This window comes from Neptuniibacter sp. QD48_55, from assembly GCF_047778115.1.
GTDB lineage: Bacteria > Pseudomonadota > Gammaproteobacteria > Pseudomonadales > Balneatricaceae > Neptuniibacter.
Window position 1 is genome coordinate 2388470 of sequence record NZ_CP180555.1, and the last position, 22320, is coordinate 2410789.

25 protein-coding genes are annotated in these 22320 nt (G+C 44.5%); 5 read left to right on the forward strand and 20 right to left on the reverse strand.

Annotated features, from left to right (window positions below; all coding sequences use genetic code 11):
• Nucleotides 1-33: 33 nt before the first annotated feature.
• A complete protein-coding gene (locus tag ACMXYW_RS10995; RefSeq protein WP_415904087.1) occupies nucleotides 34-399 on the reverse strand; it encodes a VOC family protein in 366 nt (121 codons plus the stop codon).
• Between the two features lie 211 nt (nucleotides 400-610).
• On the opposite strand from ACMXYW_RS10995, the gene ACMXYW_RS11000 reads away from it, so the two are divergent.
• The gene (locus tag ACMXYW_RS11000) at nucleotides 611-859 is read left to right on the forward strand and encodes a hypothetical protein (RefSeq protein ID WP_415904088.1); all 249 of its coding nucleotides are present in this window, start codon (nucleotides 611-613) and stop codon (nucleotides 857-859) included.
• A 15-nt stretch (nucleotides 860-874) separates the two neighbouring features.
• Here the strand turns inward: ACMXYW_RS11000 and ACMXYW_RS11005 are convergent, their stop codons facing one another.
• On the reverse strand, nucleotides 875-1804 hold the full coding sequence (locus tag ACMXYW_RS11005) for an AEC family transporter (RefSeq protein WP_415904089.1): 930 nt from the start codon (nucleotides 1802-1804) through the stop codon (nucleotides 875-877).
• Nucleotides 1805-2025: 221 nt separating this feature from the next.
• On the opposite strand from ACMXYW_RS11005, the gene ACMXYW_RS11010 reads away from it, so the two are divergent.
• The 3 genes from ACMXYW_RS11010 (at nucleotide 2026) to ACMXYW_RS11020 (ending at nucleotide 4246) form a co-directional block, all read left to right on the forward strand.
• Complete coding sequence (locus ACMXYW_RS11010) at nucleotides 2026-2331, forward strand: hypothetical protein (RefSeq protein ID WP_415890744.1); 306 nt, start codon at nucleotides 2026-2028, stop codon at nucleotides 2329-2331.
• Nucleotides 2332-2480: 149 nt separating this feature from the next.
• Nucleotides 2481-3683, forward strand: a complete 1203-nt coding sequence (locus ACMXYW_RS11015) for an EAL and HDOD domain-containing protein (RefSeq protein ID WP_415904090.1) — start codon at nucleotides 2481-2483, stop codon at nucleotides 3681-3683.
• Nucleotides 3684-3847: 164 nt separating this feature from the next.
• On the forward strand, nucleotides 3848-4246 hold the full coding sequence (locus ACMXYW_RS11020) for a hypothetical protein (protein WP_415904091.1): 399 nt from the start codon (nucleotides 3848-3850) through the stop codon (nucleotides 4244-4246).
• A gap of 214 nt (nucleotides 4247-4460) precedes the next feature.
• On the opposite strand, the gene maoP (ACMXYW_RS11025) is transcribed toward ACMXYW_RS11020, so the two are convergent.
• The 5 genes from maoP (ACMXYW_RS11025) to maoP (ACMXYW_RS11045) all read right to left on the reverse strand — a co-directional run bounded on the left by maoP (ACMXYW_RS11025) (nucleotide 4461) and on the right by maoP (ACMXYW_RS11045) (nucleotide 8666).
• Nucleotides 4461-4808 carry a DUF413 domain-containing protein gene (gene maoP, locus ACMXYW_RS11025; protein WP_415904092.1) on the reverse strand — a complete coding sequence of 116 codons (348 nt, stop codon included), beginning with the start codon at nucleotides 4806-4808 and terminating at the stop codon, nucleotides 4461-4463.
• A gap of 114 nt (nucleotides 4809-4922) precedes the next feature.
• Entirely contained in the window at nucleotides 4923-5153 is a 231-nt protein-coding gene (locus tag ACMXYW_RS11030) for a hypothetical protein (protein ID WP_415898717.1), read from the reverse strand.
• Nucleotides 5154-5209: 56 nt separating this feature from the next.
• Nucleotides 5210-7255 (reverse strand): flavohemoglobin expression-modulating QEGLA motif protein, encoded by a 2046-nt coding sequence (locus ACMXYW_RS11035; RefSeq protein WP_415904093.1) that lies wholly within the window; start codon nucleotides 7253-7255, stop codon nucleotides 5210-5212.
• Complete coding sequence (gene gshB, locus ACMXYW_RS11040; RefSeq protein ID WP_415904094.1) at nucleotides 7239-8276, reverse strand: glutathione synthase; 1038 nt, start codon at nucleotides 8274-8276, stop codon at nucleotides 7239-7241. Before gshB ends, ACMXYW_RS11035 begins: the two co-directional genes overlap by 17 nt.
• Before the next feature lie 120 nt (nucleotides 8277-8396).
• Nucleotides 8397-8666 (reverse strand): DUF413 domain-containing protein, encoded by a 270-nt coding sequence (gene maoP / locus ACMXYW_RS11045; protein ID WP_415904095.1) that lies wholly within the window; start codon nucleotides 8664-8666, stop codon nucleotides 8397-8399.
• Between the two features lie 69 nt (nucleotides 8667-8735).
• On the opposite strand from maoP (ACMXYW_RS11045), the gene ACMXYW_RS11050 reads away from it, so the two are divergent.
• The gene (locus ACMXYW_RS11050) at nucleotides 8736-9677 is read left to right on the forward strand and encodes a LysR family transcriptional regulator (protein WP_415885242.1); all 942 of its coding nucleotides are present in this window, start codon (nucleotides 8736-8738) and stop codon (nucleotides 9675-9677) included.
• 100 nt (nucleotides 9678-9777) lie between these two features.
• Here ACMXYW_RS11050 and ACMXYW_RS11055 read toward each other — a convergent pair whose 3' ends face one another.
• Genes ACMXYW_RS11055 through ACMXYW_RS11115 form a run of 13 tightly spaced genes read right to left on the reverse strand, consistent with a single transcriptional unit; the run spans nucleotide 9778 to nucleotide 22320 of the window.
• On the reverse strand, nucleotides 9778-11523 hold the full coding sequence (locus ACMXYW_RS11055; protein ID WP_415898720.1) for a hydrogenase maturation protein: 1746 nt from the start codon (nucleotides 11521-11523) through the stop codon (nucleotides 9778-9780).
• Nucleotides 11523-12569 carry a hydrogenase expression/formation protein HypE gene (gene hypE, locus ACMXYW_RS11060; RefSeq protein WP_415898721.1) on the reverse strand — a complete coding sequence of 349 codons (1047 nt, stop codon included), beginning with the start codon at nucleotides 12567-12569 and terminating at the stop codon, nucleotides 11523-11525. Before hypE ends, ACMXYW_RS11055 begins: the two co-directional genes overlap by 1 nt.
• A gap of 16 nt (nucleotides 12570-12585) precedes the next feature.
• A complete protein-coding gene (gene hypD / locus ACMXYW_RS11065) occupies nucleotides 12586-13743 on the reverse strand; it encodes a hydrogenase formation protein HypD (protein ID WP_415904096.1) in 1158 nt (385 codons plus the stop codon).
• Nucleotides 13740-13988 carry a HypC/HybG/HupF family hydrogenase formation chaperone gene (locus ACMXYW_RS11070; protein WP_415904097.1) on the reverse strand — a complete coding sequence of 83 codons (249 nt, stop codon included), beginning with the start codon at nucleotides 13986-13988 and terminating at the stop codon, nucleotides 13740-13742. Before ACMXYW_RS11070 ends, hypD begins: the two co-directional genes overlap by 4 nt.
• Nucleotides 13979-16387 (reverse strand): carbamoyltransferase HypF, encoded by a 2409-nt coding sequence (hypF, locus tag ACMXYW_RS11075; RefSeq protein ID WP_415904098.1) that lies wholly within the window; start codon nucleotides 16385-16387, stop codon nucleotides 13979-13981. Before hypF ends, ACMXYW_RS11070 begins: the two co-directional genes overlap by 10 nt.
• Nucleotides 16388-16398: 11 nt before the next feature.
• Nucleotides 16399-17853 carry a sigma-54-dependent transcriptional regulator gene (locus tag ACMXYW_RS11080; protein ID WP_415904099.1) on the reverse strand — a complete coding sequence of 485 codons (1455 nt, stop codon included), beginning with the start codon at nucleotides 17851-17853 and terminating at the stop codon, nucleotides 16399-16401.
• On the reverse strand, nucleotides 17853-18776 hold the full coding sequence (hypB, locus tag ACMXYW_RS11085) for a hydrogenase nickel incorporation protein HypB (RefSeq protein ID WP_415904100.1): 924 nt from the start codon (nucleotides 18774-18776) through the stop codon (nucleotides 17853-17855). Before hypB ends, ACMXYW_RS11080 begins: the two co-directional genes overlap by 1 nt.
• Nucleotides 18776-19108, reverse strand: a complete 333-nt coding sequence (gene hypA, locus ACMXYW_RS11090; RefSeq protein ID WP_415888098.1) for a hydrogenase maturation nickel metallochaperone HypA — start codon at nucleotides 19106-19108, stop codon at nucleotides 18776-18778. Before hypA ends, hypB begins: the two co-directional genes overlap by 1 nt.
• Before the next feature lie 11 nt (nucleotides 19109-19119).
• Nucleotides 19120-20238: a nickel-dependent hydrogenase large subunit gene (locus ACMXYW_RS11095; protein ID WP_415898727.1), complete on the reverse strand. Its 1119-nt coding sequence runs from the start codon at nucleotides 20236-20238 to the stop codon at nucleotides 19120-19122.
• Between the two features lie 8 nt (nucleotides 20239-20246).
• Entirely contained in the window at nucleotides 20247-20783 is a 537-nt protein-coding gene (gene hybE, locus ACMXYW_RS11100; RefSeq protein ID WP_415898728.1) for a [NiFe]-hydrogenase assembly chaperone HybE, read from the reverse strand.
• 2 nt (nucleotides 20784-20785) lie between these two features.
• Complete coding sequence (locus ACMXYW_RS11105; protein ID WP_415898729.1) at nucleotides 20786-21010, reverse strand: rubredoxin; 225 nt, start codon at nucleotides 21008-21010, stop codon at nucleotides 20786-20788.
• Nucleotides 21007-21876 carry a hydrogenase expression/formation C-terminal domain-containing protein gene (locus ACMXYW_RS11110; protein WP_415898730.1) on the reverse strand — a complete coding sequence of 290 codons (870 nt, stop codon included), beginning with the start codon at nucleotides 21874-21876 and terminating at the stop codon, nucleotides 21007-21009. Before ACMXYW_RS11110 ends, ACMXYW_RS11105 begins: the two co-directional genes overlap by 4 nt.
• A gap of 12 nt (nucleotides 21877-21888) precedes the next feature.
• The gene (locus ACMXYW_RS11115; protein ID WP_415898731.1) at nucleotides 21889-22320 is read right to left on the reverse strand and encodes a hypothetical protein; all 432 of its coding nucleotides are present in this window, start codon (nucleotides 22318-22320) and stop codon (nucleotides 21889-21891) included.

Consider the following 22320-nt stretch of genomic DNA (forward strand, 5'->3'; position numbering starts at 1 on the left):
TTGTAGCTTAATCAAAATCTGATATACAAAACACTACATGCTGAATATCGAAAGGATATTTCCTTCAAGATCCTTAAAGTGACCTAACGTACCACCCCAAGGTTGTTTCTCCGGCGCAGCAACAAACTCAATCCCTCTTTGAGTCATATCTTCATAAGCCGATTGAATATCATCCACTTGAAGCGTGACACCCACGAAGCGACCCACTAAATCGTTAGCTTCCTCGGTATCGGCATCAATCAACTCTAGAGCTATTTTAGCCGCCCCCAACTCAAATTCAGCCCAACCCATATCTTCATCTAGAAACTCAGGCTCTAAACCCAAGGCTTGGGAATAAAAACCGACTGCCGCATTAAATCGAGTAACAAAGATACGCTGTGCATAAAACGTAAATGCCATTGGAATTACCCCTCCTATCAAACATTAGTAGAGACCCAAACATCACTCATTGAGTTTAGCCAAGAATCAGGTTTTTAAGCTCAAAAAAACCACTGCATGAAAATTTGTATGCATATTCCTATACAGACAGCACCTCATCATCAGCAGAAAATAGACAGCAGATAAAGCAATTGAACTGCTCCAAAAAGCAGTCGCAGATGAGGATAGTCAGATGATCATCAACGGATTTTTATTTGGGATTTCATACAGAAATAAAAGCATTGTCCTACTAAAACTGATGGATTTACTTGCAGAACAAGGTTATGCCATGAAAGATTTTAAATTGGATGGCGACTACTTAGCAGTCGAGGTCTTCGATCTGAACAAAGACCGAAAAGAGCATGTGATTGAGATAATTAACCAGCCTCAGCAGCCTGAAGAGATCATGTTATTTATTCATGATGTACAACAAGCTGCGTAAGCTCAGCCAAATGAATTACATTAAAAAGCTCACCCAACAGGATACGCTAACGAGCGCAGCCATGGTTGATAGCACGACTGTTAAGGAGGTTTCTTTCTCTTTTACGTCATAGCGGATCGCCATAACGTGGGCTAAGGCCCCTGTTGGCAAGGCAGCCAGAATCACAGCTGCTAACAACCAATTTTGATCTTCCACACCAGCAAGTTTGAAAATGGCTAACGTGAGCAATGGGTGGATAATGAGCTTAACTATAACCAGCCAAAATAGCTCAACTTTACTTTGTTTAAGGGTTTTAAACTCAAGACTCGCACCTAAACAAAACAGAGCGACTGGAACGGTAGCTGGCGCTAGCAAATCCAAGGTAGATGCCAAAACATTAGGCAGTTCTATAGCAAATGCTGAGACGAATACACCAAGGAATGTGGATAAGAAGATAGGGCTGCGCAGCAATGACTTATCTAAAATAGCAAGGAGTTGCTTTAATCCCGTGCCTTCTTGACGCTGACTTTCCATCAGAAATTGTGTACCACCAATCTGGAACACATTTCCCAACAAGATAATACTTATCATCGCGCCATAAGCAGCCTCCCCTAGCAAACCAAACACCATCGGAATGCCCATATACGCGTAATTGGAAAAGGTACCATTCAAAGCACGAATGATAAGTACCTCTTTATTACGCTCCGAGAAGAACACTGCGCACCCCAGTGCTGCCGTGAGTGCAGTTGCAACAACAGCGACAAGGAAAGCGAATAGATAAAGCGGCTGAAACAAACTGTCCAAAGATAGTTTATAAACAGAATTAAACAACAGCGCTGGCACAGCAAAGTAATACACAAAGGTGTTAAGCGGAGCTAAGGATTGCTCTGCCAAAACGGTACGTTTGCCTATGTAACCTAAGCCAATCAGCAAAAATAGCGTCAGTATTGTTTCTATGCCTGCCATGGGAATGCTCGAGATCGTCAGAAATTGAAAGCGACAATTAGATCAATTAGTCCTCTTAACGTCCAGACATCATTCTGTCATAAGCGAACTCTATGTTTAGAAATATGTAGCGGAAATATTTTTGTGCACCGCACAAAAAAGTATTGACTTGGTCAAAAATCAAGCTAAAATGACCCTCATATTGTGCAGTGCAACAAATTAATTTTTTAGAGAGAACTATCATGACTAATACTGTTGATTTCCAGAAATCTTTCGATGCCGTTCAGTCTCTGATGAACCTTCAGGCTGCTGCGATCACTAAATCTATCGAACAGCAGAAAAAATCTGGCGAAGAACTAACTTCTTTCTTCCAGGGCGAAGCTGAAAAAGCAAAAGAACTTAAAACTCCTGAAGAACTAATCAAGTTCAACATGGAAGCTAACAAAGCTCTATTCGAACTTCTAAAAGGTCAAGGCGAAGCTTTCACTGCAATTGCAAACGAAACTCGCGAAGCTGCATTGGCTGAACTTCAGGCGATCACTAAGTAAGTGATTACCTTCAAAAAAAACCGGGCTTATGCCCGGTTTTTTTTTGCCTAACGGGTTTAAAACCACTAGTTATACTCGCTAATTCCGCTACTATGTCAGATAGTTAGTTCGAAACTACTATCTAATTGATTGTTGTACGAGGTGCCTAGGTGTTAGAGCAAACTCTATTAGCGAGACAACCAATTCTCAATGCCAATTGTGAAACAGTTGGCTATGAACTCCTTTATCGAGACCCCAATGGTTGCCCTCCTGGCGAACTGTTTGATGGCACCGCCGCTACCTGTGAAGTCCTCCTCAATGCGTACACTGGAATTATTCAGCGAGGGGCCCAACGTATCCTCCCTGCTTTTATGAATATGAATGAGGAGCTTCTTTATCAGGAACTACCAAGTTTCGCTGCAGACAATGTTGTTCTAGAGATTATTGAAGACGTTCCGATCAACGATAAAACCATTGAGAAGATTCGCGGGTTATCTGAAAAAGGCTTCAAAATCGCCTTAGACGATTTTACTTGGAGTGATGACTTCAAACCGCTGATGGATATAGTAGACATTATAAAGATTGACGTGCTGGAAACAAAGGGCAAGGACCTTTTCCGCACAATGGAGCACCTAGAGCCCTATAATCTGACACTACTTGCTGAAAAAGTAGAATCACTTACTGAATTCCATCGCTTTAAAAAATTAGGCTTCCAACTCTTCCAGGGCTACTTTTTTGCCTTTCCTGAACATATTGAAGGGAAGCGCATCAGCGGCAACGAACTCACCATGATTGAGTTGCTCGCTAAGCTCAACGACAGCGATGCGACACCTGAAGATCTAGAAGCAATCATTGCGAAAGATCCGCGCCTTGCAGTAAAACTACTAAAGATTGTCAATTCCGCAACCTTCTCACTACAACGCTCCATCTCCACTATCAGTGAAGCTGTTGTAATGCTCGGCCTCAATGAATTAAAACGTTGGGCGATTATCGTTTCCCTTTCAGGCACCTTAGATGTCCCTGATGAGCTATGCCGAGAACTGTTGATTCGTTCTAAGATGTGTGAACACATCGCACTTCAGTACAATGCTGAACCCGGCCTAGCCTTCTTGATCGGTATTCTTTCTGGTGCGGATGCTTTGTTCTCTATTCCAATGGAAACTCTGCCTGAGCATATTCCATTAACTGAAGAAGCCAAAATGGCTTTGGTAGATCGAAAAGGCAATCTCGGCCTGATGCTAAATGATGTGATTAACTTCACCCGTTACGAATGGAGCAATCTCTCAGGTCATGTAGATGAGCACACGTTGCTGCAAGCTCAATCTGAAGCGATCACATGGGCCATCGAAAGCCAAAAAGTGGCAACATCTTAAGTATTCAGATCAAAGAAATATCAAAGAAACCCTGAACTAAAATATATCGTAGTTTAGAGCCCTCTAATACTGGACTAAAATACACATGGTGAGTGAAGCACTCCGTGCGAAGTGCTTCAATTACTATGCAAGCGACTCCTTCCTCTTAAGACAGGATGTCTGTTATGAGTATTTTCGTTACCAGTTTAGGTGCAACAGATAATGAAATCTGCGCCCCTATCACTCAAGCGGTTCTTAATACCCTCGACCGAAAGGGCTTCAGTTTTTGCGGTCTTCCAGCAGTTGAAGCTAAGGTTTTGATCAGTGATAACAAAGTTAGCTTTGCTCTACGCACCTGCAAACTTAAAACCCAGCCAGTGACTTTTCGGTTTGATGAGGTTCATGATTTTACGCACCAATACCGCGTTAAACATCGTGTACCTTTGCAGGTTCAAACTCAAGTTGAGAACCTCCTTAATGAACTCGAAGGATTAGCCTCACTCTGTACAAAAAACTGCCATTGTTCAGATTGCGTTGTGACTAATCGCGGCCCTAATCCAAATAAACTAGCGTTTAACCACTAACCACCCGATGGCTCGCAAGATAAGCTGGTGTGCGAGCCTTAGGTAGCTTTTAAGGCAATTTGGCAGCAAATGCTTGTTAATAAAAACGAATTTACCTTTCAGAGATAGTCTACCTAAAAAAAGGCTGTGCCCAAAACAGTCAATTAGGCACAGCCAAGATCAGAAAACAGTTAGTGTTTATCCGATGAAGCACAGATTACTCCAAGGAGAAAAGCTACAACCTTTCCTCCACTAGCTCTGATTGGCCTAATCTTTTTTTGTTGAAGCTGATGGCATTATGCGCAGCTGTTACTTTGCTCTGATACCTTTGCCACACTCGCTCATGAATTGTCTGGGCTTGCTTTTTACCTAAGCAAAAAGCCACAAATTCACGCTCAGTTTCGCCTTTAGGTTTTCTCAGCCCTAAAGCGAGCTCTTGATAAGCAACACCTTTTAGTTCTAATACCCTCGCTTGCTCTATAGTGAACTCTCCACTTTTTGAGAAACCATAAGGGAAATGCACTTTATCTTCGAAGCGTTTATCTGTGCGGAAGCAATCATGAAACTTAGTTTCGAGTCCCATCACCAACTCCTTAAACCTATATATTTTCTGCAAGTATTGATGCAGATTCATGGAAGGTAAAACGATGTTTTTTAATCGTTATTGATCGAAAATTCTTATCACTTCTTCAGCATATTAGAAGTCATAATTTCCATAATCCCATTCACTGTCTTCGCGCAAAGCTTTCTTAGCCAGTCGGTCTTCTATATCTCTCCAACGCGTCTTCCTTTTATTACGTTTATTCTCCTCAGACTCCTGATCCCACTCATCATCAGGTTTTTTATGTCGTGCCGTTTTCCTGAAATGGGAGCCTCCCTCTTCAGGTTCATATTCATAATCTTCATCAAAAAAGTCGTTTTTATTCATGTCATCTTTCTCGAAAAAGGGCAGCACCCCTTACCGAAAGGTGCTGCCAAAGGAGCCTATGCAGTGCCCCGTGAGTCACTGCACAAGTTATCCATCAAGCAAACAGGAGCTGTAGGCTTAATAGAGGAAACAAGGTAATTCAATATATCTGAGACAAATTCAGGCTTAGCTAAGTATTCAGGTACAAATTGAGGTTTTGCAATCAGTTCTCTTTCAATAAGTTCATTGATAATACCGAGGTATGCAAAACCCGTTTTTCCCACATATAAGCTGCTAATATCACAATCTTTATAGAGCCGTAGTGCCTCACTAACACCTCGAAGGTATAGATAGTCCTTAGTCAAACCACCACTACGATGAACTCGGACAGATAATTTAAACGCATCATCTGTTGGCATTTTCATCTCTTCATGTAAGTAACTGTAGGTATGACGAAAATCACCATACTTAAGCATCTCTTTAACAGCGATGACTCTGAGCGCAAGTCCCTGCAATCGTGTTAAGCACATATTGCCGCTATGGAATTCATTCAGAATGGCCAAACCTTCCTGAGTCATCGTGTTTCCAGGTAACCCTAATGAGAATATTTTTAAAGGCTGTGAGGCAGCATTCAATGTTGTTGCCATGTGCACACCTAATTCATGGTGCGCTAATGCGTTTACTTCAGTTTCAGTCAATAACGCGTCTTTATTCACGAACAAGGTACGCTTCGCACCGGAAACCATTGCGGAAGCTACTATTTTTGAGGAAAGCTCTACTTTACACTTCATTCCCCAATCAGAGGCCTTCAAACGGAAGTACTCCACAGCCTCTGCAGCATCTATACGCTTATCAGTTTCCGGATCATATTTAGCCGCATGTAAAAGAAATTGAGCATTAGCCTCATCTTCTAAGCTTGGTTCGCCGTAATATCGTAATGAGCTGTAGACAAACTGCGGACTGCCCGCATTCACCAATAAATCGATCTTGCTAGAGAGACCATCGATCACTTGGCAGTACATCTGTTGAATACCAACGTCTCGAATCTTATCAACAGGTAATCGATAGAGCTTTTCACGAAACTCATAAGGGTTAATGGCTAGAGGTTTATATCTAAACTCAGGTTGATAATTACCTTTCTTAGCTAAGAACTTTCGTTTTTCCTGCGCAATATTGACAGGATTAATATAATTGAGGGTTTCCATTCCCTTCGCTAACTTAGCCAACTCCTTATCAACTTTAATGATCGCTGGATCCAATTTAGAAGACAGCATATCTAAACGGCGCAACCTAGGCTTTTTAGAATGCGCTCTCGCGAAATATGCGCCGATATCACTTAGCACATGCTTAAAACCTGACTTAAGCTCATCAAGAACAATTGGATATTTTTCGCCTGAAGCTTCATTCATGAAGACCTTTTTGACTTCACAAGGAATGACTAAGGTATTTTCATATCGGCTGTTGATGTGAGAAATAAGATAGCCGCGGCCATAAAACACGTCGTTCAATGCAGCAGAAACAGTCTCATTTGATAGTTCCAGCTTACTCATAGATACGCGAAACTTATCAATCACACGTCCCCAACGATCAATATCAATCTGTTCAGTGCCGACATTAAAGGTAGGTACCTGCCTTTCAATTCGTTTGTAATTGTAAGAGTGCACATCAAATATTATGCAGGCCCCAAAAAGCTCTTCCACTTTTGCAACTAACGCATCAAGTACGCGGTAAAAAACTTTGTGCTTCTCAGTGCTTTTACGCCTCAAACTCTTCGGCAGATTTTTAACCCAAACATCTTTACCCCAAGCCTTGGTGTAGATACATCTTGCCAACGGCCTATTTAGGTCATACTCATATCTTGAATCCTTACCAATTAAAGTAATGGGCATAGATTCGATCAATTCACCGGTAAAGGGGTCTTCTTCATAAAGCCTTTCAGCTTCAGATAACGCACAAAAAGGCACCAACTCTTTACTGAAATTATGCCCATCGTGAACAGCAGCACAAACAGCCGGAGTGTATGCCTCAACTTTCAACGCAAAGGCTCCATCTAGATGCTCACATTCAAAGAAAGCACCTTCAGAGATTAATTTTAAAATCTCTTTTTCAGACAGTTTCTGCATCTTCAATTACCTTTCTGAAAGCGCTCTTACGCTCCAAAACCAGCTCTTTAGCTGAGACAACATTCTCAATAAAGTCGACAACTTTACTCTGTAGTTTCACTCTATTAAGACGATTGATACGGGTGATACCGCCTGGGCTAAGTACGTTGACCTCTATCAACTTCCCATTGATTACATCAAGCCCAACAAAATAGAGCCCATCACGAACCAATTGCGGCCCTATAGCGCGACAAAGCTCTTTTTCTTCTTTAGTAAGGTGATGTTTAACTTCTTTACCACCAGCATGAATATTTGAGCGGACATCATCTCCAGCAGGCACTCGACGCATTGCGCCTATAGGCTCACCATTGAGCATTAGAATACGCACATCTCCTTGATCTGCTCCAGTGACATACTCTTGTAAAATAACGTAGTTGCTCGAATCTCCCGATCCGATATAGAAATCCAGTAATGACCTGAAATTCTGTCTCGCATTTTTCTCAATAACGATAACGCCCTGACCACCAAAACCATTTAGCGGTTTCATGATCATTTTTTCAGTCGGTGAGTCCTTCAGAACCTGCTCTAGGTATTCACGATTTTTTGAAACATGAGTCGCAGGCACAAAGCGACTGGCATCACCACTAAATGAAGCCGGATAAAGTTTATTGTTCGCGACGCGCAGACCATCAATGTCATTCATAATGAACACATCATTTCGAACCGAGTCTAAAAAGTTCAGTGCGACTGTATCCAGAGGTGGATTCGCACGCATAATAATCACGTCAAAACCGGCTAGGGGCAGTTTGCACCGTTTAAATTCAGCCTTACGATAAAAAGATGGAATATTGCTAGTTAGCTTCGCATCACGCTTCAATACATTACAAAAAGCGTGAGCAATGCTATCTCTGACAGTCAAACTATTTGGTGTAGTAAGCGCAACGGTATGACCTCTGGACGCAGCCTCATGGATCATCCTTAAAGTAGTATCACTTTCAGGTGAAATACGTTCCCATGGGTACATCAAAAAGCAAATTTTCATTTCCACACCAAATATCGATTTATATTTTTAATCAAAAGAAAAAGACAAAAAAAAAGCAGCCTATGTAAAAGAGAACTCTCGTCCATAGGCTGCTTTCGTATTTCAGATATTGAGGTCTAACTATAAAAAAGCAGCCTTTGAGACATAACGCAACCACGTTCGCTCATGGATATTTGAAGGTTGTTTATCCCCCTTACAAAAAGCCACAAATTCCCTTTCTAGAAGGACTACAGACTGCCTGATACCTGTAGCGAAAGCGCAATATGCATGACCATGTTTTTCTAGCAATGCCGCCTCTTCTGCGGTAAAAGCATCGCCTTTACAGAACCCATCTGGATAATTTTCATGATCACTGAAACTACTTTCAGTCAAAAAAGCTACTTGAAACATTGTTAGGCCTAAACATTTATTTAAAGGTGCCAAACGGCTTAATTACCTTCAGTTGCAATTATTAATGCAGTGTTATTAACTGTAAAACGATGTTTTTTTATCATTTCAATCGATTTTTTTTATGGAAAAATTATGGATATAGGCCTGCTCAGAACATTCCTAGAAGTATCAAAAACTAGGCATTTCGGTAAAGCAGCTGAAAATTTATACCTGACACAATCGGCCGTTAGTTTTCGAATACGTCAGTTAGAAGAGTTAGTTGGACTGCCTTTATTTTCTAGGCAAAGAAATAACATTATGCTGACAAATGCTGGGGAGCGTCTAATTCCTCATGCAGAGAACATTCTCGCTTCGTGGCAGATCGCACTTCAGGACGTAGGGCTACCAGAGCAACAAGAGATGCATTTATCCCTTGGGGGGATCTCGAATTTGTGGGGTACTTTCTTACAATCCACATTGCCTAAATTAGCTGAGGCCTTTCCCCAAATATCGATTAGAACGGAAATCAACTCGCACTTAGAGCTTACCAGAGCACTCATCGCTGGAAGGCTAGATATGGCCGTTGTATTAGATCCCCCTAACATGGCTGAACTTAAGACTAATAAAATTGGTCAAATTGAATTGGCTTTAGTGACTAATAAAAACGCTGCAAAATTCAGTGATATCTATGACTTAGGCTATGTTTTTGTAGATTGGGGAACCGCTTTCAACTTAAAACACGCTAAGTTATTTAAGAAACCGGTAGCGCCTGTGCTCCACACAGAGCAAAGCCAAATAGCATTAGAATTTTTATTAACAAACGGGGGAGCAGCTTTCTTACCTGTCAGCCAAATAGAAAGCTACTTACAAGAAGGTCAGTTGCACTTAGTCCAAGGTGTCAAACCTGTGAAACGCTCCGTTTATGCGGTATTTAGTAAAACAATGAAAGACAATTTAAACATAGGGCCTATTCTAGAGCTATTAAATGAAGTAGAGCTAAAACCCGAAGCGACACTCCAACCTATCGAATAGAAACTAGATAACAGATTACCAATAGCAGATAGACGTACCTCGAAGAGGTACGTCTAACCTATGCACAACGACTAACACATGCAAATTCAAACTCGATTTTTCACATCGATTTATTAACCACCCTGTGGCTCGCAAGATAAGCCGGTGTGCGAGCCTTGGGTAGCTTTTCCACAAAGTGGTAGCGAGCGACATGGTAACTCGGATCGAAACCGAAGAAGTTAAGCTTCATCTGGTTTAGCTCTTCGTCACGGTATTGCTGTAATGGCTTTTGCAGCTCATCTTGTTGACGCTGCAAGTTCTTGAGCGCCAGACGCTGCGCATATTCAACGGATGTAGCCAGATGCGTTGCATCGGCCTTGATTCGATTAAGAAAGCCTTCCCGGCTCTCATTGATACAAGCATCGATTAGCCCACTCTGTTCAGCTTCTGTAGCCGACACAGGTAAGCGATTTTGCATCAATTGCTGCGCTTGTTCATCACCAACCCTTTTAGGTAATAGATAGGTCCAATACTCAGAGCCATACAAATTACCCATGGATTTGTAATGGGGGTTAAGCACGATATTGCTCCGCGCCACTACTTGGTCAGCGGCTAAAGCCAAAAAGACACCACCGGCTCCAGCATTGCCTTGCATAGCCACCATGGTTAATTGGTTAGGTGAGTTAATGATCTCTAAACAGAGGTCGTTCATCGCATTGATATTACACCACGACTCTTCTGCAGGACTCTCAGCTGCTTCGATTTGATTTAGGTGAATACCATTCGACCAGAACTCCTCCCCTCCCATGAGTACCAGCACTTTGATTGGTTGGGCTTTTGCGTGGGCCACCGCTTGTTGTAAGCGCTGACATTGATCGCTATCCATAGCGCCATTGTAGAAATCAAAATAGAGATAGCCTACATCGCCTTCTTGGCGGTAACGAATCTCCTGCCACGTTGCACCATTAGGCATAGTTTCAGGTGCTAATGGCAATTCTGGCACGCGTTGCTCATGAGGTGCTGAAGCAAGCTGCTTCGCTAAAAAGTGAGTCGCAGGCAATTTAAAGTTGAATTCGCCGTCTTCTGGGTTAACGCGTTTTAGATGAGTCACCCACACTGCAGCATCGCGAGTTTTAAGACAGATCGCACCGTCTCGAGTAGCGAGAATAGAGCCCACATCAGCCTGTTCTTGCCCTAACGCTTGTTCCGCAAAAGCGTTATAAAGGTAATAATCCTGTCCCCCGATTCGATCCTGCACACCGGGCGCTGAATCCGCTGCTCTTATCTTTGTTAAGATCTCTTGAGTGGAATCGTTTTGCCAGTCGATCTTACGATCGCTTTGCGCCATCAAACAGTTCCACTGCCCCAAGATATCTGGCTGATCGTAATCCAGTTTTTGCGGTTTAAATTCACCCGATAGAAGACGTTCTAGCGTTTGCTTTACTGCAGTCACTGCAGCATCACTGATCTCATTACGATAAAGGCTGCTTTTACTCGCCTCTCGCATTGAAAAATCGACTGACGCCCAGATATCGCCTGCATCCATCTCTGCATTAGCTTCTAGGCAGGTCACACCCCAAGAGGCCTCTTGATTCAATATGGCCCAGTCAACAGAGGACGGACCTCGATCACCTTTGATGCCCGGATGAACAATAATACAGCGATGCTTAGACCAGATAGATTCGGGAATCGCTCGTTTCAAAAACGGCGCAATAATGAGCTCAGGCTTGAACAATTCCACCGCCTGTTCTGCTATTGCATCGTTGATATCAAATTCGATAGAGACATCGTGGCCGTCTTTGCGTAACTCAACAAACAAACGTTGGGTCAGGCTATTGAAACTGTGGGTTAAAAATAAGATACGCATTAACAGATCCTCGGTAGCTGTTCACCGTTGATCCAATCAACCATTCGGTTACCACCAAAGGCCGTCTGCATCTGCACAAAGCTCAAAGGATCGTCGGTCACTTCACCAACAATCGCAGCCTCTTGCCCTTTAGGGTGCGCCTTCATCACCTCTAATAGCTGCTCTGCCTTATCTGCAGGGCAGAAAGCCACCAGCTTACCCTCATTCGCAACAAACAACGGATCTAGCCCAAGGAATTCGCAGGCAGCTTGAACTTGTGCTTTTACCGGCAGCTGCGCTTCGAAGATCTGCATACCCACTCGGGCCTGCTGAGCGATCTCGTTCAGCGTGGCAGACAAACCTCCACGCGTAGGATCTCGAAGGCAGTGGATCTCAGGGACAGCTGAGACCATATCTGCAACAAGGTCATGCAGCGCTTGAGAATCCGATTCAATCGTCGTCTCAAATGTTAGATTTTCACGCAAAGACATAATGGCAACCCCATGATCTCCCATGGTACCGGACACTAAGATTTTATCTCCCGGTTTCACTTGGTTAGCGCCAAAATCCAATCCACCCTCAATTACGCCAATACCGGTTGTATTGATAAAACAGCCATCTCCTTTACCCCGCTCAACCACCTTGGTATCACCGGTCACTATAGCAACCCCGACCTCTTCAGAAGCCTTAGCCATCGAATCTACGATGGTCTTCAGATCCGCCAATGGGAAGCCCTCTTCCAAGATAAAACCTGCTGAAAGATATTTAGGCGTTGCGCCGGACATAGCGACATCGTTAACCGTGCCATGAACAGATAATGAGCCTATATCGCCACCGGGGAAGAATAGCGGTGAGATCACATGACTATCCGTCGCCATCACCACTTTACCGGCAGGCAAGCCAAAACTCGCCTGATCATTCATCTGCTCTAGCCAAGGGTTTGAAAACGCTTGTAGGAACAGCTGATCGATCAACTGAGCCATCGCCTTGCCACCGCTGCCGTGGGCCATTTCTACTTTGCCCTTAACCAGATCGAGCTCTGATGTATAAATCGTTTGTGTACTCATGAAAAAGCTCTCTAAATCAGGCTGCGGGGTGGGTTTTATCAGATGCAAAGGTATTGTCTTGGTAGCGACCGTAGCTGTAGTAAGCCGCACAAGCACCCTCACTGGATACCATACAAGACCCCAAAGGGTTCTCAGGTGTACAAGGATCGCCAAACAAGGTGCAATCCCGTGGAGATTTCACGCCGCGTAAGATCGCGCCGCACTCACAAGCTTTGTTCTCTCGGGTGCTGCGATACTCAACCGTAAAACGCTTTTCTGCATCAAATTCGGCAAAGGCATCTTTAATACGCAAAGCGCTGTAAGGCACAACACCTAGGCCTCGCCATTCAAATGAGCGGCGCAGTTCGAAGGTATCTGCCACGATGGATTTCGCTTGGACATTGCCCTCATAAGTCACCGCGCGGGAAAATTCATTCTCAATCTCCGCACGACCATCGTTAACCTGCCGCACTAACATTAAGATCGCCTGCAACACATCCAGAGGTTCAAACCCCGCGATGACCACAGGCTTTTGATACTCTTCGGCGAAATAGTAATAAGGCTGTGAACCAATCACGGTACTTACATGAGCCGGTCCGACAAAACCATCTAAGCGCAGAATACCCAGTTCTCTAACCTCTGGAGATTCCAATATATTACTGATAGCAGCTGGGGTCAGAACGTGATTGCAAAAGACGGTAAAGTTCTTCAAACCTAGTTTTTGCGCCTGTCGAATCACTAGAGCGGTCGGCGGGGTTGTCGTTTCGAAACCTATGGCAAAAAACACGACCTCTCGGTCTGGGTTATCTTGCGCAATACGCAGTGCATCCATACAGGAATACACCATCCGTACATCCGCCCCCTCCGCTTTAGCTTTTAGCAAGCTACGTTTACGCGAGCCCGGCACACGCAACATATCGCCGTAAGAACAGAGAATAACTTTATGAGTAACCGCCAATTCGATAGCTGCATCCAAACGATTAATCGGCAAAACGCACACTGGGCAACCAGGGCCGTGGATCATTTTCAGGTTGCTAGGTAGCAGATCAGGAATCCCATAGCGGAAGATCGCATGGGTATGACCGCCACAAAACTCCATGAAGTGATAATCCCGATTGGGATCGACCTCCTTAGCAATCTTTGTGGCAATCTCTTGAGCTAGAGCGCCATCGCGATATTCATCAACATACTTCATTGTGATGCCTCAATCGCTTGTTGCTGCTCAAGTTCGTCTAACTCTGCAAACAACGCTAAGGTTCGAGCAGCTTCCTCTGAATCAATCTTATTCAGTGCATAGCCTACGTGCATAATGACGTAGTCCCCTACGTTCAGATCGGCAATCAGCGCTATATTGATCTCTTTTCTCACCCCACCTATATCTGCAATTGCAGACTCGGTATCAATAATTTCTTCAATACGAACAGGGATGGCTAAACACATAGCGACTCTCTCTCATTGTTCTTGTCATTGTCGTTCTTATTCTTGTTTTGACGAGCCAAGTTAGCTCGTTCTAAGGCGATCTGCGCCTGTCCTAGCGATATAGAACCGTCATTACATGGCAGTTTTCGAGCCGTAAAGACTTGTAAATTTTGAGCCTCTAACTGCTCGGTAATTCCTTGAAGCAGGAGCTGATTTAAAAAACAGCCTCCCGCTAAGACAACTTTATTGATCCCTTCTTTTACTGCGCTATCAGCCACCCAACGCGATAACGCTGTGATTAGCTGCTGATGAAACAAGGCTGCACCATACCCTTGATCATCACAATCAAGCAGACGGGCAAATAATGGCTCTAAATTTAAAGGTGACTGCTTCGTATCAATCAGTAATGATTCGTTCGGCCATGGGTGTGATTTAAGGTAACGATAAGCTGCCGATTCAAGCGCCATGGCTGCTTGCGCCTCATAAGCATTTATCTCTTTCAATCCTAGTAAGGCAGCCACCGCATCAAATACCCGCCCTGCACTGCTCATCATCGGTGTATTGATATTTTTTTGTAACAACTGGCTGATCATAGGAGCTGCTTTCTGATCACCAAAGCGGGCTTCAATCTGCTCTGTTCGATCTAACTGAAACAATACACCTGAAGCTACCCGCCATGGTTCTTTTGCAGCACTGTCGCCTCCGGGTAAAGGAATTGGGCTTAAACTGGATAGACGTTGATAATCGCCCTGATGAACCTTGAACAGTTCGCCCCCCCAAAGCGCGCCATCATCACCCAGACCCAAGCCATCTAGGGCTAGACCAAGCACAGGCTCTTGAACACCACGCTCAGCTATAACTGCAGCGATATGGGCATGATGATGCTGAACCTGCAACATAGGGACCTTATTTGCCTGGCTAAACCGTTGTGCAAATCCGGTGCTGTAAAACTCAGGATGCAGGTCGGCAACCACGAGTTCAGGTTTGATGTCCAACATAGCGCTTAATTGCTCGACGGTATGATTGAGCTGACGGCAACACTCAGGGTTATCAAGATCACCTATATACTGCGATACGTATGCACGATTACCTTTGGTCAGGCAGACCGTATTTTTAAAGTATGCTCCAACCGCCAAAACAGAAGGTAACTGCGCATCGGTTTCAAAAGGTAACTTAATATATTGCGGCGACAATCCACGGCCACGTCTAACCAGCTCACTACCTTGTTCAGAAACCATCGACACTACAGAATCATCGCAACGGGTGTGAATATCACGATCATGCATCAGGTAGCCATCAGCTATCCCCTGCAGTTGAATTAGCGCTTCTGCGTTGTTGATTACTTGAGGGTTGCCACTGCGGTTTGCACTGGTCATCACCAAGAGGAGATCTTGCTTTTCCGCGAGCCACTGAATTCCGTCTGGACTGCCTGCATCTTTGTGAAACAGCAAATAATGTAGAGGCGAATGAGGTAGCATCACACCTAGCCATGCTTGATCAGGTGCTAACTCTTCAGGTAATGGCTCTTTAGAAACTAAAGTGGAGTTTTCGCGCTTTGGCACAAGGCAGATAGGCGCATCCATCGCTTTAAGCCTTTGTACCCGTTGATCCGTTAGCTCAACATAGGATTGCAAAGATTCAGGGTTAGCCGCCATGACCGCTAAAGGCTTTTCATCGCGATGTTTACGCTCTCGTAACCGTCTAACTGCTTCTGGGTTTCGAGCATCGCAAGCCAGATGGAAACCTCCCACACCTTTTATCGCAACTATATTGCCCTGTTGGATCAATTCAATCGTTTGCGCAACAGGATCATTACACTGCAATTGCTGCCCATCTTCACAATAAAAACTGAGTTGCGGTCCACATTCACTGCATGCAGTAGGCTGGGCATGGAATCGTCTATCCACAGGATCGGTATATTCCGAATCACAACGATGACACAGCTGAAACTTTGCCATGGTGGTATTGGGGCGATCGTAAGGCAAAGCTGTGATTAGACTGTAGCGGGGGCCGCAGTGAGTACAATTAATAAACGGGTATAGATAGCGGCGATTGTTTGGATCGAACAGCTCACTTAAACAGTCCTGACATACCGCAGCGTCCGGTGTAACAGAAAGATCGAGATCTCCCTGCTCACTCTGAATGATTTTAAACTGGGCCAGACCTGGTTCTACTGCAATAGAGGTAACATCTAGAGATTCTATCTCTGACATCGAAGGTTGTTCAGACGTCAGTTGAGCAACAAACTGATCAAGTTGAGCCTTGTCGGCTTGAGCAAAGATCGTCACCCCTTTTGGACCATTCGCCACAGATCCGATCACCCCAAATCGTTGCGCGAGGTTATACACAAAGGGACGAAAACCAACCCCCTGTACTTGACCTCGAATCTCTATCTGCAACGCTGAAACTGCCATACTCATGCTCTGATCTTTTAATGGAAATCTTTATTCAGGCCATATCGTTCCAGCTTGGAGCGAAGTCCAACTCTGGATAACCCAAGCTCGCGAGATGCTTGGCTTTTATTCCAACGATGACGAATGAGTGTTTCCCTTAAAATACGCTTTTCCAAGGTTTCGATACGCTCTTTTAATGTGCCATCCAAGCAAGCCAGCACTTCTGTCTCGGCAGTCTCTTCAACCGGAGCTGCACGTAACACACGAGGACTCAGCAAATCCGCGGATAACCACTCATCCTCCGCTAACACCAACATGCGGCGAATCTCGTTCTGCAGTTCCCTAACGTTACCCGGCCAGCAATAACGGCGCATGCAATCTAACGCTTCTTCTGTAAAACCTTTTGCTGGCTTATCAAACTCTTGAACCGATTTAGCCAAGAAGTCTTCAGCTAATACGGGGATATCCATAGCACGACGTTCTAATGCTGGCAGCTCAAGGGTCACTTCGGCCAATCGGAAGTATAGGTCCTGACGGAATCGGCCTGCCCTGACCTCTTCTTCTAGATCACGGTTGGTAGAGGCCACCACGCGAACATTTACCTTTCTGCGCTGATGTTCGCCCAAACGACGTACTTCACGCTCCTGCAAAACACGTAGTAACTTCACTTGGAAAGCGGGGCTAATTTCACCGATCTCATCTAGAAAAATCGTGCCGCCATCTGCACGCTCAAACAGACCGACATGGTCAGTAATTGCGCCAGTAAACGAGCCCTTCTTATGCCCAAATAACTCTGAAGCTAACAACTCATCCGGCATAGCACCGCAGTTTTCAACCACAAAAGGACGCTCTGCTCGTAAGCTGTTGTAATGAAGTGCACGAGCAAACAGCTCTTTACCTGCACCAGAAGGGCCTGTGACCAATACCGAGACATCATAAGGAGCGATTTTCGCGGCCTGTTCACACAGGTCGTTTAATGGACTCGTCGAGTGTCTGCGAATTTCATCCAATTGGTAAGTCTGTTTGAGATGCTGTTTTTTCTCTTTAACATTTTGCTCTACTTGAGAAGCGGAGTGCCGCATCTCCATCGATAGTAGTTCATTTTCATTCTGTAATTCATACAGACGACAAGCTCCACGAAGAATAAGCAGAAGGTTGTCTGGGTGCCAAGGTTTAGTGATGTACTGCAAGATTCCGGCTTCATTTAAGCCTTTAATAATGTCTTCAGAATCGGTGTAACCGGATAGGATTAGTCGTGCCGTTTGCGGCCAACGCTCACGAACCTCAGTTAAGAACTCTACCCCTGTTTTGCCCGGCATACGCTGATCACACAGAATCGCGTGAAAGGTGTTTTGCTCTAATAGGCTAAATGCTTGATCCGCATCTGTCGCCGTTAGCACATCAAACTCTTCATCTAAGGTACGCTCTAGCGTTTCTAAAGAACGCACCTCATCGTCTACACAAAGTACTAAAGGTCGTTTTCGAGTAGGCATTAGAGAAGGGCCTCAAACTGATGGATTTCAGACTTCAGCTGATCAATCCGTGTCTGAATCATCCCTTTTCGATTTTGCTCTAACCATTCCTGCCACTCCTGCATACCCTCGCCAGACTTCGCAGACAGTTTTAGTACTTTAATATCAGGGTTTACTTGGCGCGCAAACTCAATGCATTTATCTACATCAAAATCTAAATGTGGAAGCAGATCCGTCTTATTCAGAATCATAAGATCAGCAGCATGGAACATATCTGGATACTTGAGCGGTTTATCTTCACCCTCAGTCACAGACAAAATGGCTACCTTATGCGCCTCACCAAGATCGAAGGCAGCTGGACAAACAAGGTTGCCGACATTCTCAATAAACAAGAAACCACCTTGCAGATCATCTAAGTTATCTAACGCATGACCTACCATGTGAGCATCTAGATGGCACCCCTTACCCGTATTAACCTGTACTGCAGGCACACCGGTTTCTCGAATGCGGTCAGCATCATTAGCGGTTTGCTGATCACCTTCAATCACCGCAACTTTGCTCGATTCTTTTAAGCGATTGATAGTCTCTGTCAGTAGCGTTGTTTTACCCGAACCCGGACTAGAGACTAGGTTGAGAACAAACAAGCTTTGCGCTTCAAAACGCGCCCGGTTGATCTGCGCATAACGATCGTTCTTACCTAAAATATCCTGTTCAATCTGCACCATACGGCTTTGACTCATTCCCGCCACATGGGCATGAGCTGGGCCTTTTCCAAAATGCAGATCTTCACCTTGCTTCTCGATCACATTATCGTCATGCCCCTGATGATGCTTATGCTCACTATGAGAATGATCATGATGAGTCCCCTCATGATGAGAATGCTCATGAGTATGCTGACCGTCGATCTTTACATTGCCTTCAGCGCAACCGCAAACAGTACACATTATTCCACCTCCAGCTCTTTAATTCGCATCTCGTCCCCTTGGACGACTTGAAGTTGATAACTGCCGCACTCAGGGCAACTATCGTAGCGTTGGCTAATTGGAACGTTTTTCAAGCACTGCATACAGAATGCCTCACCAGGTATATTTATTATTTTTAGTTCAGCACCCTCAGCGAGGGTACTACGCGTTACCGCTTCAAAACAAAACGTTAACGCTTCTGTTTCTATCATTGATAAAGGGCCAAGTTCTAGCCAAACAGTTTTTACTCGATCGTACTGCTGCTCTTTGGCTTGATCTTCCAGCACTTGGACAATGCCTTCCGCAATCGACATCTCATGCACGATTAATTGACCTCAACTTCATAAGCTACACATGGATCTACTGATAATATTAGTTTACCCACCAGATCCGCTGCTTTATCTTCCGGAACCCTAACGCCTTCAAGCATACTGACCAGTGTTCCTTGCGGATGAAAATTCCACTCTGTCGGCGCAATAATACGATACTGATCGATTTGCTCACCTTCGTTATGACGGCTGATGCTCACTCGATGGATTAAAGCGCCTCTTGCAGCCTCAACCCAAGCAAAACCGGGTTTATCGGATCTGATAAGCAGTTCATCATCGACCTGTAAAAGCCGATGAGGCATCGCCTTTAACTCTAACAACAATGCCAAAAATCTCTGAGCAATGGGATTGATCGTAAGTAGCCCCGATTCTTTAATCATTGAACGCTTACAATTACGTGTCCAGATACTTGTTTCAAAACAACCACCTTCACCTTGAGGCAAGGCACAGAAGCTTTGCCCTTTCTGCTTTAGCTGCCAATCCAAGTAATCACTCGACAAGTCCATTTCTGGACAAGACGGTCCTAGGCTAATGCCATCATATTTATCACTCAGATCTGCAACCGCTTTTCCAATAGGGTGTGTCTGGCTTTGCGCATATACCGCTTCTTTAAACTGCAGTTCATCAGGCCCTGTAAAGCTTTTCAACATACCCTCGAGCTCACTAATAAAACGCGGTAGCGGGAAACGCTTTTCCGGCATAAAAGGATTTAATCGCAAACACCAAGACAGCCGTGTTCGAAAGTCAGCAAACCAATTTAAAAGCTCAGGCAAATTTAATAGCTTTTCGCTGCCCAACCAATCACGCCCTAAACGCAGACCTAGCTCTTTTGTCGTTTCCGCAAGCAGTAATAATTTTCGAGCCTGCAATACATCGGCATCACATGTTTTCCCTTGTGCCGATTCAATCGCAGTTAATGCTGCAATGGTTTGAGCACAACTGCAGAGACTGAAAAGTAAAGGAACTCGCTGCACTACTTCTTTTGGGCTTTTACCTTCTAATAGACGCGTTAATTCAGTTGGCCGCGAGGACTTAACATTTACGTTGCGAATACACCCGTCGAGATAGTCCACCCCCACATTGATTTTACCTGCAAGATTAAAACTACCGTCCATAGAATCACCTAAGGCTCGTCTGCAAAGGCTGCAGTCATAAATTTACGTCGACTTAAACCTTCTTTGGTTCTGGCGCGAACTACACTCTGGTTTTCAGCTCTCTCTTCCTGTTCTCTTTTTTGCGCTTCTTTAGCTAATTGCAGATCAGTCTTACCACAATTTTCAGTATTCAATACTGCTTTCAGCACCTCTTCTGCTGTAAGAACCGCGGCCTCTTGATCAGCAAATTCAAGCATTGGAGAAAACAGAGAACAACTGCCGTACGCCCCTAAGGCCTCACTTCCAGCATACAAAAATTCATAGCTTCCAGAAGGCAGCGACACAATCTTTTTGCTCCCCACTTGAGCCTGATCATATTCAGGTTTTTCCTCGGCTATCAGAATCAGGTTCATACACCAAGGGGTAATCAGTACAGCTAAACAACTTCCTTCAAGAACAGAGCCTTCAACAACATCTACTTGCAAAGCGGAGTTATAAAACTCCAGCTCAGCCATAGTGACAGCCGCCTCTTGATAACTAGCTTTCAGTTGTTGAAATAGATCCACCGCTAATCGTCCATCACCATAAATTGGTCTTTTTCACCATCGCATTCAGGGCAGCGCCAATGGTCAGGAAGCTGACTAAAAGGTGTACCAGCCGGGATCTGCCAAATATCATCCCCTGCTTCTGGGTCATAAACATGCCAACAAATTTTGCACTCTAGGCGTGCATTATCAGCTATACGATCACTGTCTCCTAAGTAACTACCTTCGAATCCTTGATAGTTTGTCATACCAGAACCTCACGGATCTCAATCAAGCGTTCATACGAGTCACTTAGATCTTCTGGGGCCGCGCAAGCAACTAGAGGAATATCGGTGATTTCTAAGGTATCTAGAATCAATTGATCGGTACTGTTGAAATACTGAACTCGCCATAAGCCATCAACACAGGTTGAGGTGATACGGCAATTACCATAACCACGCGATAAGATTGTCACTGGACCTTGTCCTACAACGTGGTCGAGATAGCTGTGATCTTGTGGGGAGAATGGCAGAAGCGATAGATTAATCACATGTGGTGCTTCAGGCTTTTCAGCTTGTGTACTGTAGACCGTTGAAGCCTCAGCGATCTCAATCAATACGGACGGAGCATTCAATACGCCTTCCGGAATCTGCAACTGCTCGGCATTCAAAGGCTGAGATGATTGAAAAGCTTGCTCTCGGCTAACACTGGGTACATCCGCAACTTCGATCGATTCACGAATAACATCGCCGTTTTTATCAAACTCTCTTAAGCGCCATACACCCGCTAACACCGTCTCTTGTGCTTTGATCTCTGTCTCACCCGACAGAGTCAAACTGACTTCGCCTTCACCCAAAATCTGGTTAATCAGATCCAGATCAGGTTCTGGCATTGCTGATAGCAACATAACAGGAGGTTCATCACCAATGCGATAGGTTTTAAGGTGATGTTGTAACTGCTCCATCACAGCAAGTGCTTGCGGACACTCTGCTGCCTGCTCAGGTTCCGGCAAGATTGGAATATCATAGCTATCCATTTCTGAAGGCATCTTCATATAGTCTAAAACCATATCACCTTCTTCTTGGCTACCCGGCCCCATTGGAACATTAACTAGAGGGATACCATTGTTTTCCATATTACTCACCTTTTACTGACCACAAGCAGATTGAACAGGGTTAACCACCACAGGTATGCCAATACCTGGATCACGACGGGGTTCTAATGCAAGAATGCTTGGGATTTCGGCAAGATAGATATCCCAATCTTGAACCTTGCTGATGGTTCCTAAATAACGCCCCTCTTTTAAAAACACTAACGAGGGCCAAACGGTAAAGTTGTATCGCCCTTGAACCTTCTTTTCATACTCAGGCGCGACAATCGCTGGCGTTAATTCAGGAAAACGCTTTACCAACTCAGGAAGAATCACTGCGACATCATTACTTTCTGGGAAACGATGAGCCTGTTCGGTACAGAACAAAACTGTGAATTCTTGATCTTTAATGAAACTATCAAAGTTCTCTTCATTAAGGAGCGGATAGCCCCTTTCAACAATCAACTGTTCTATCAGTGGAGAAGTCAT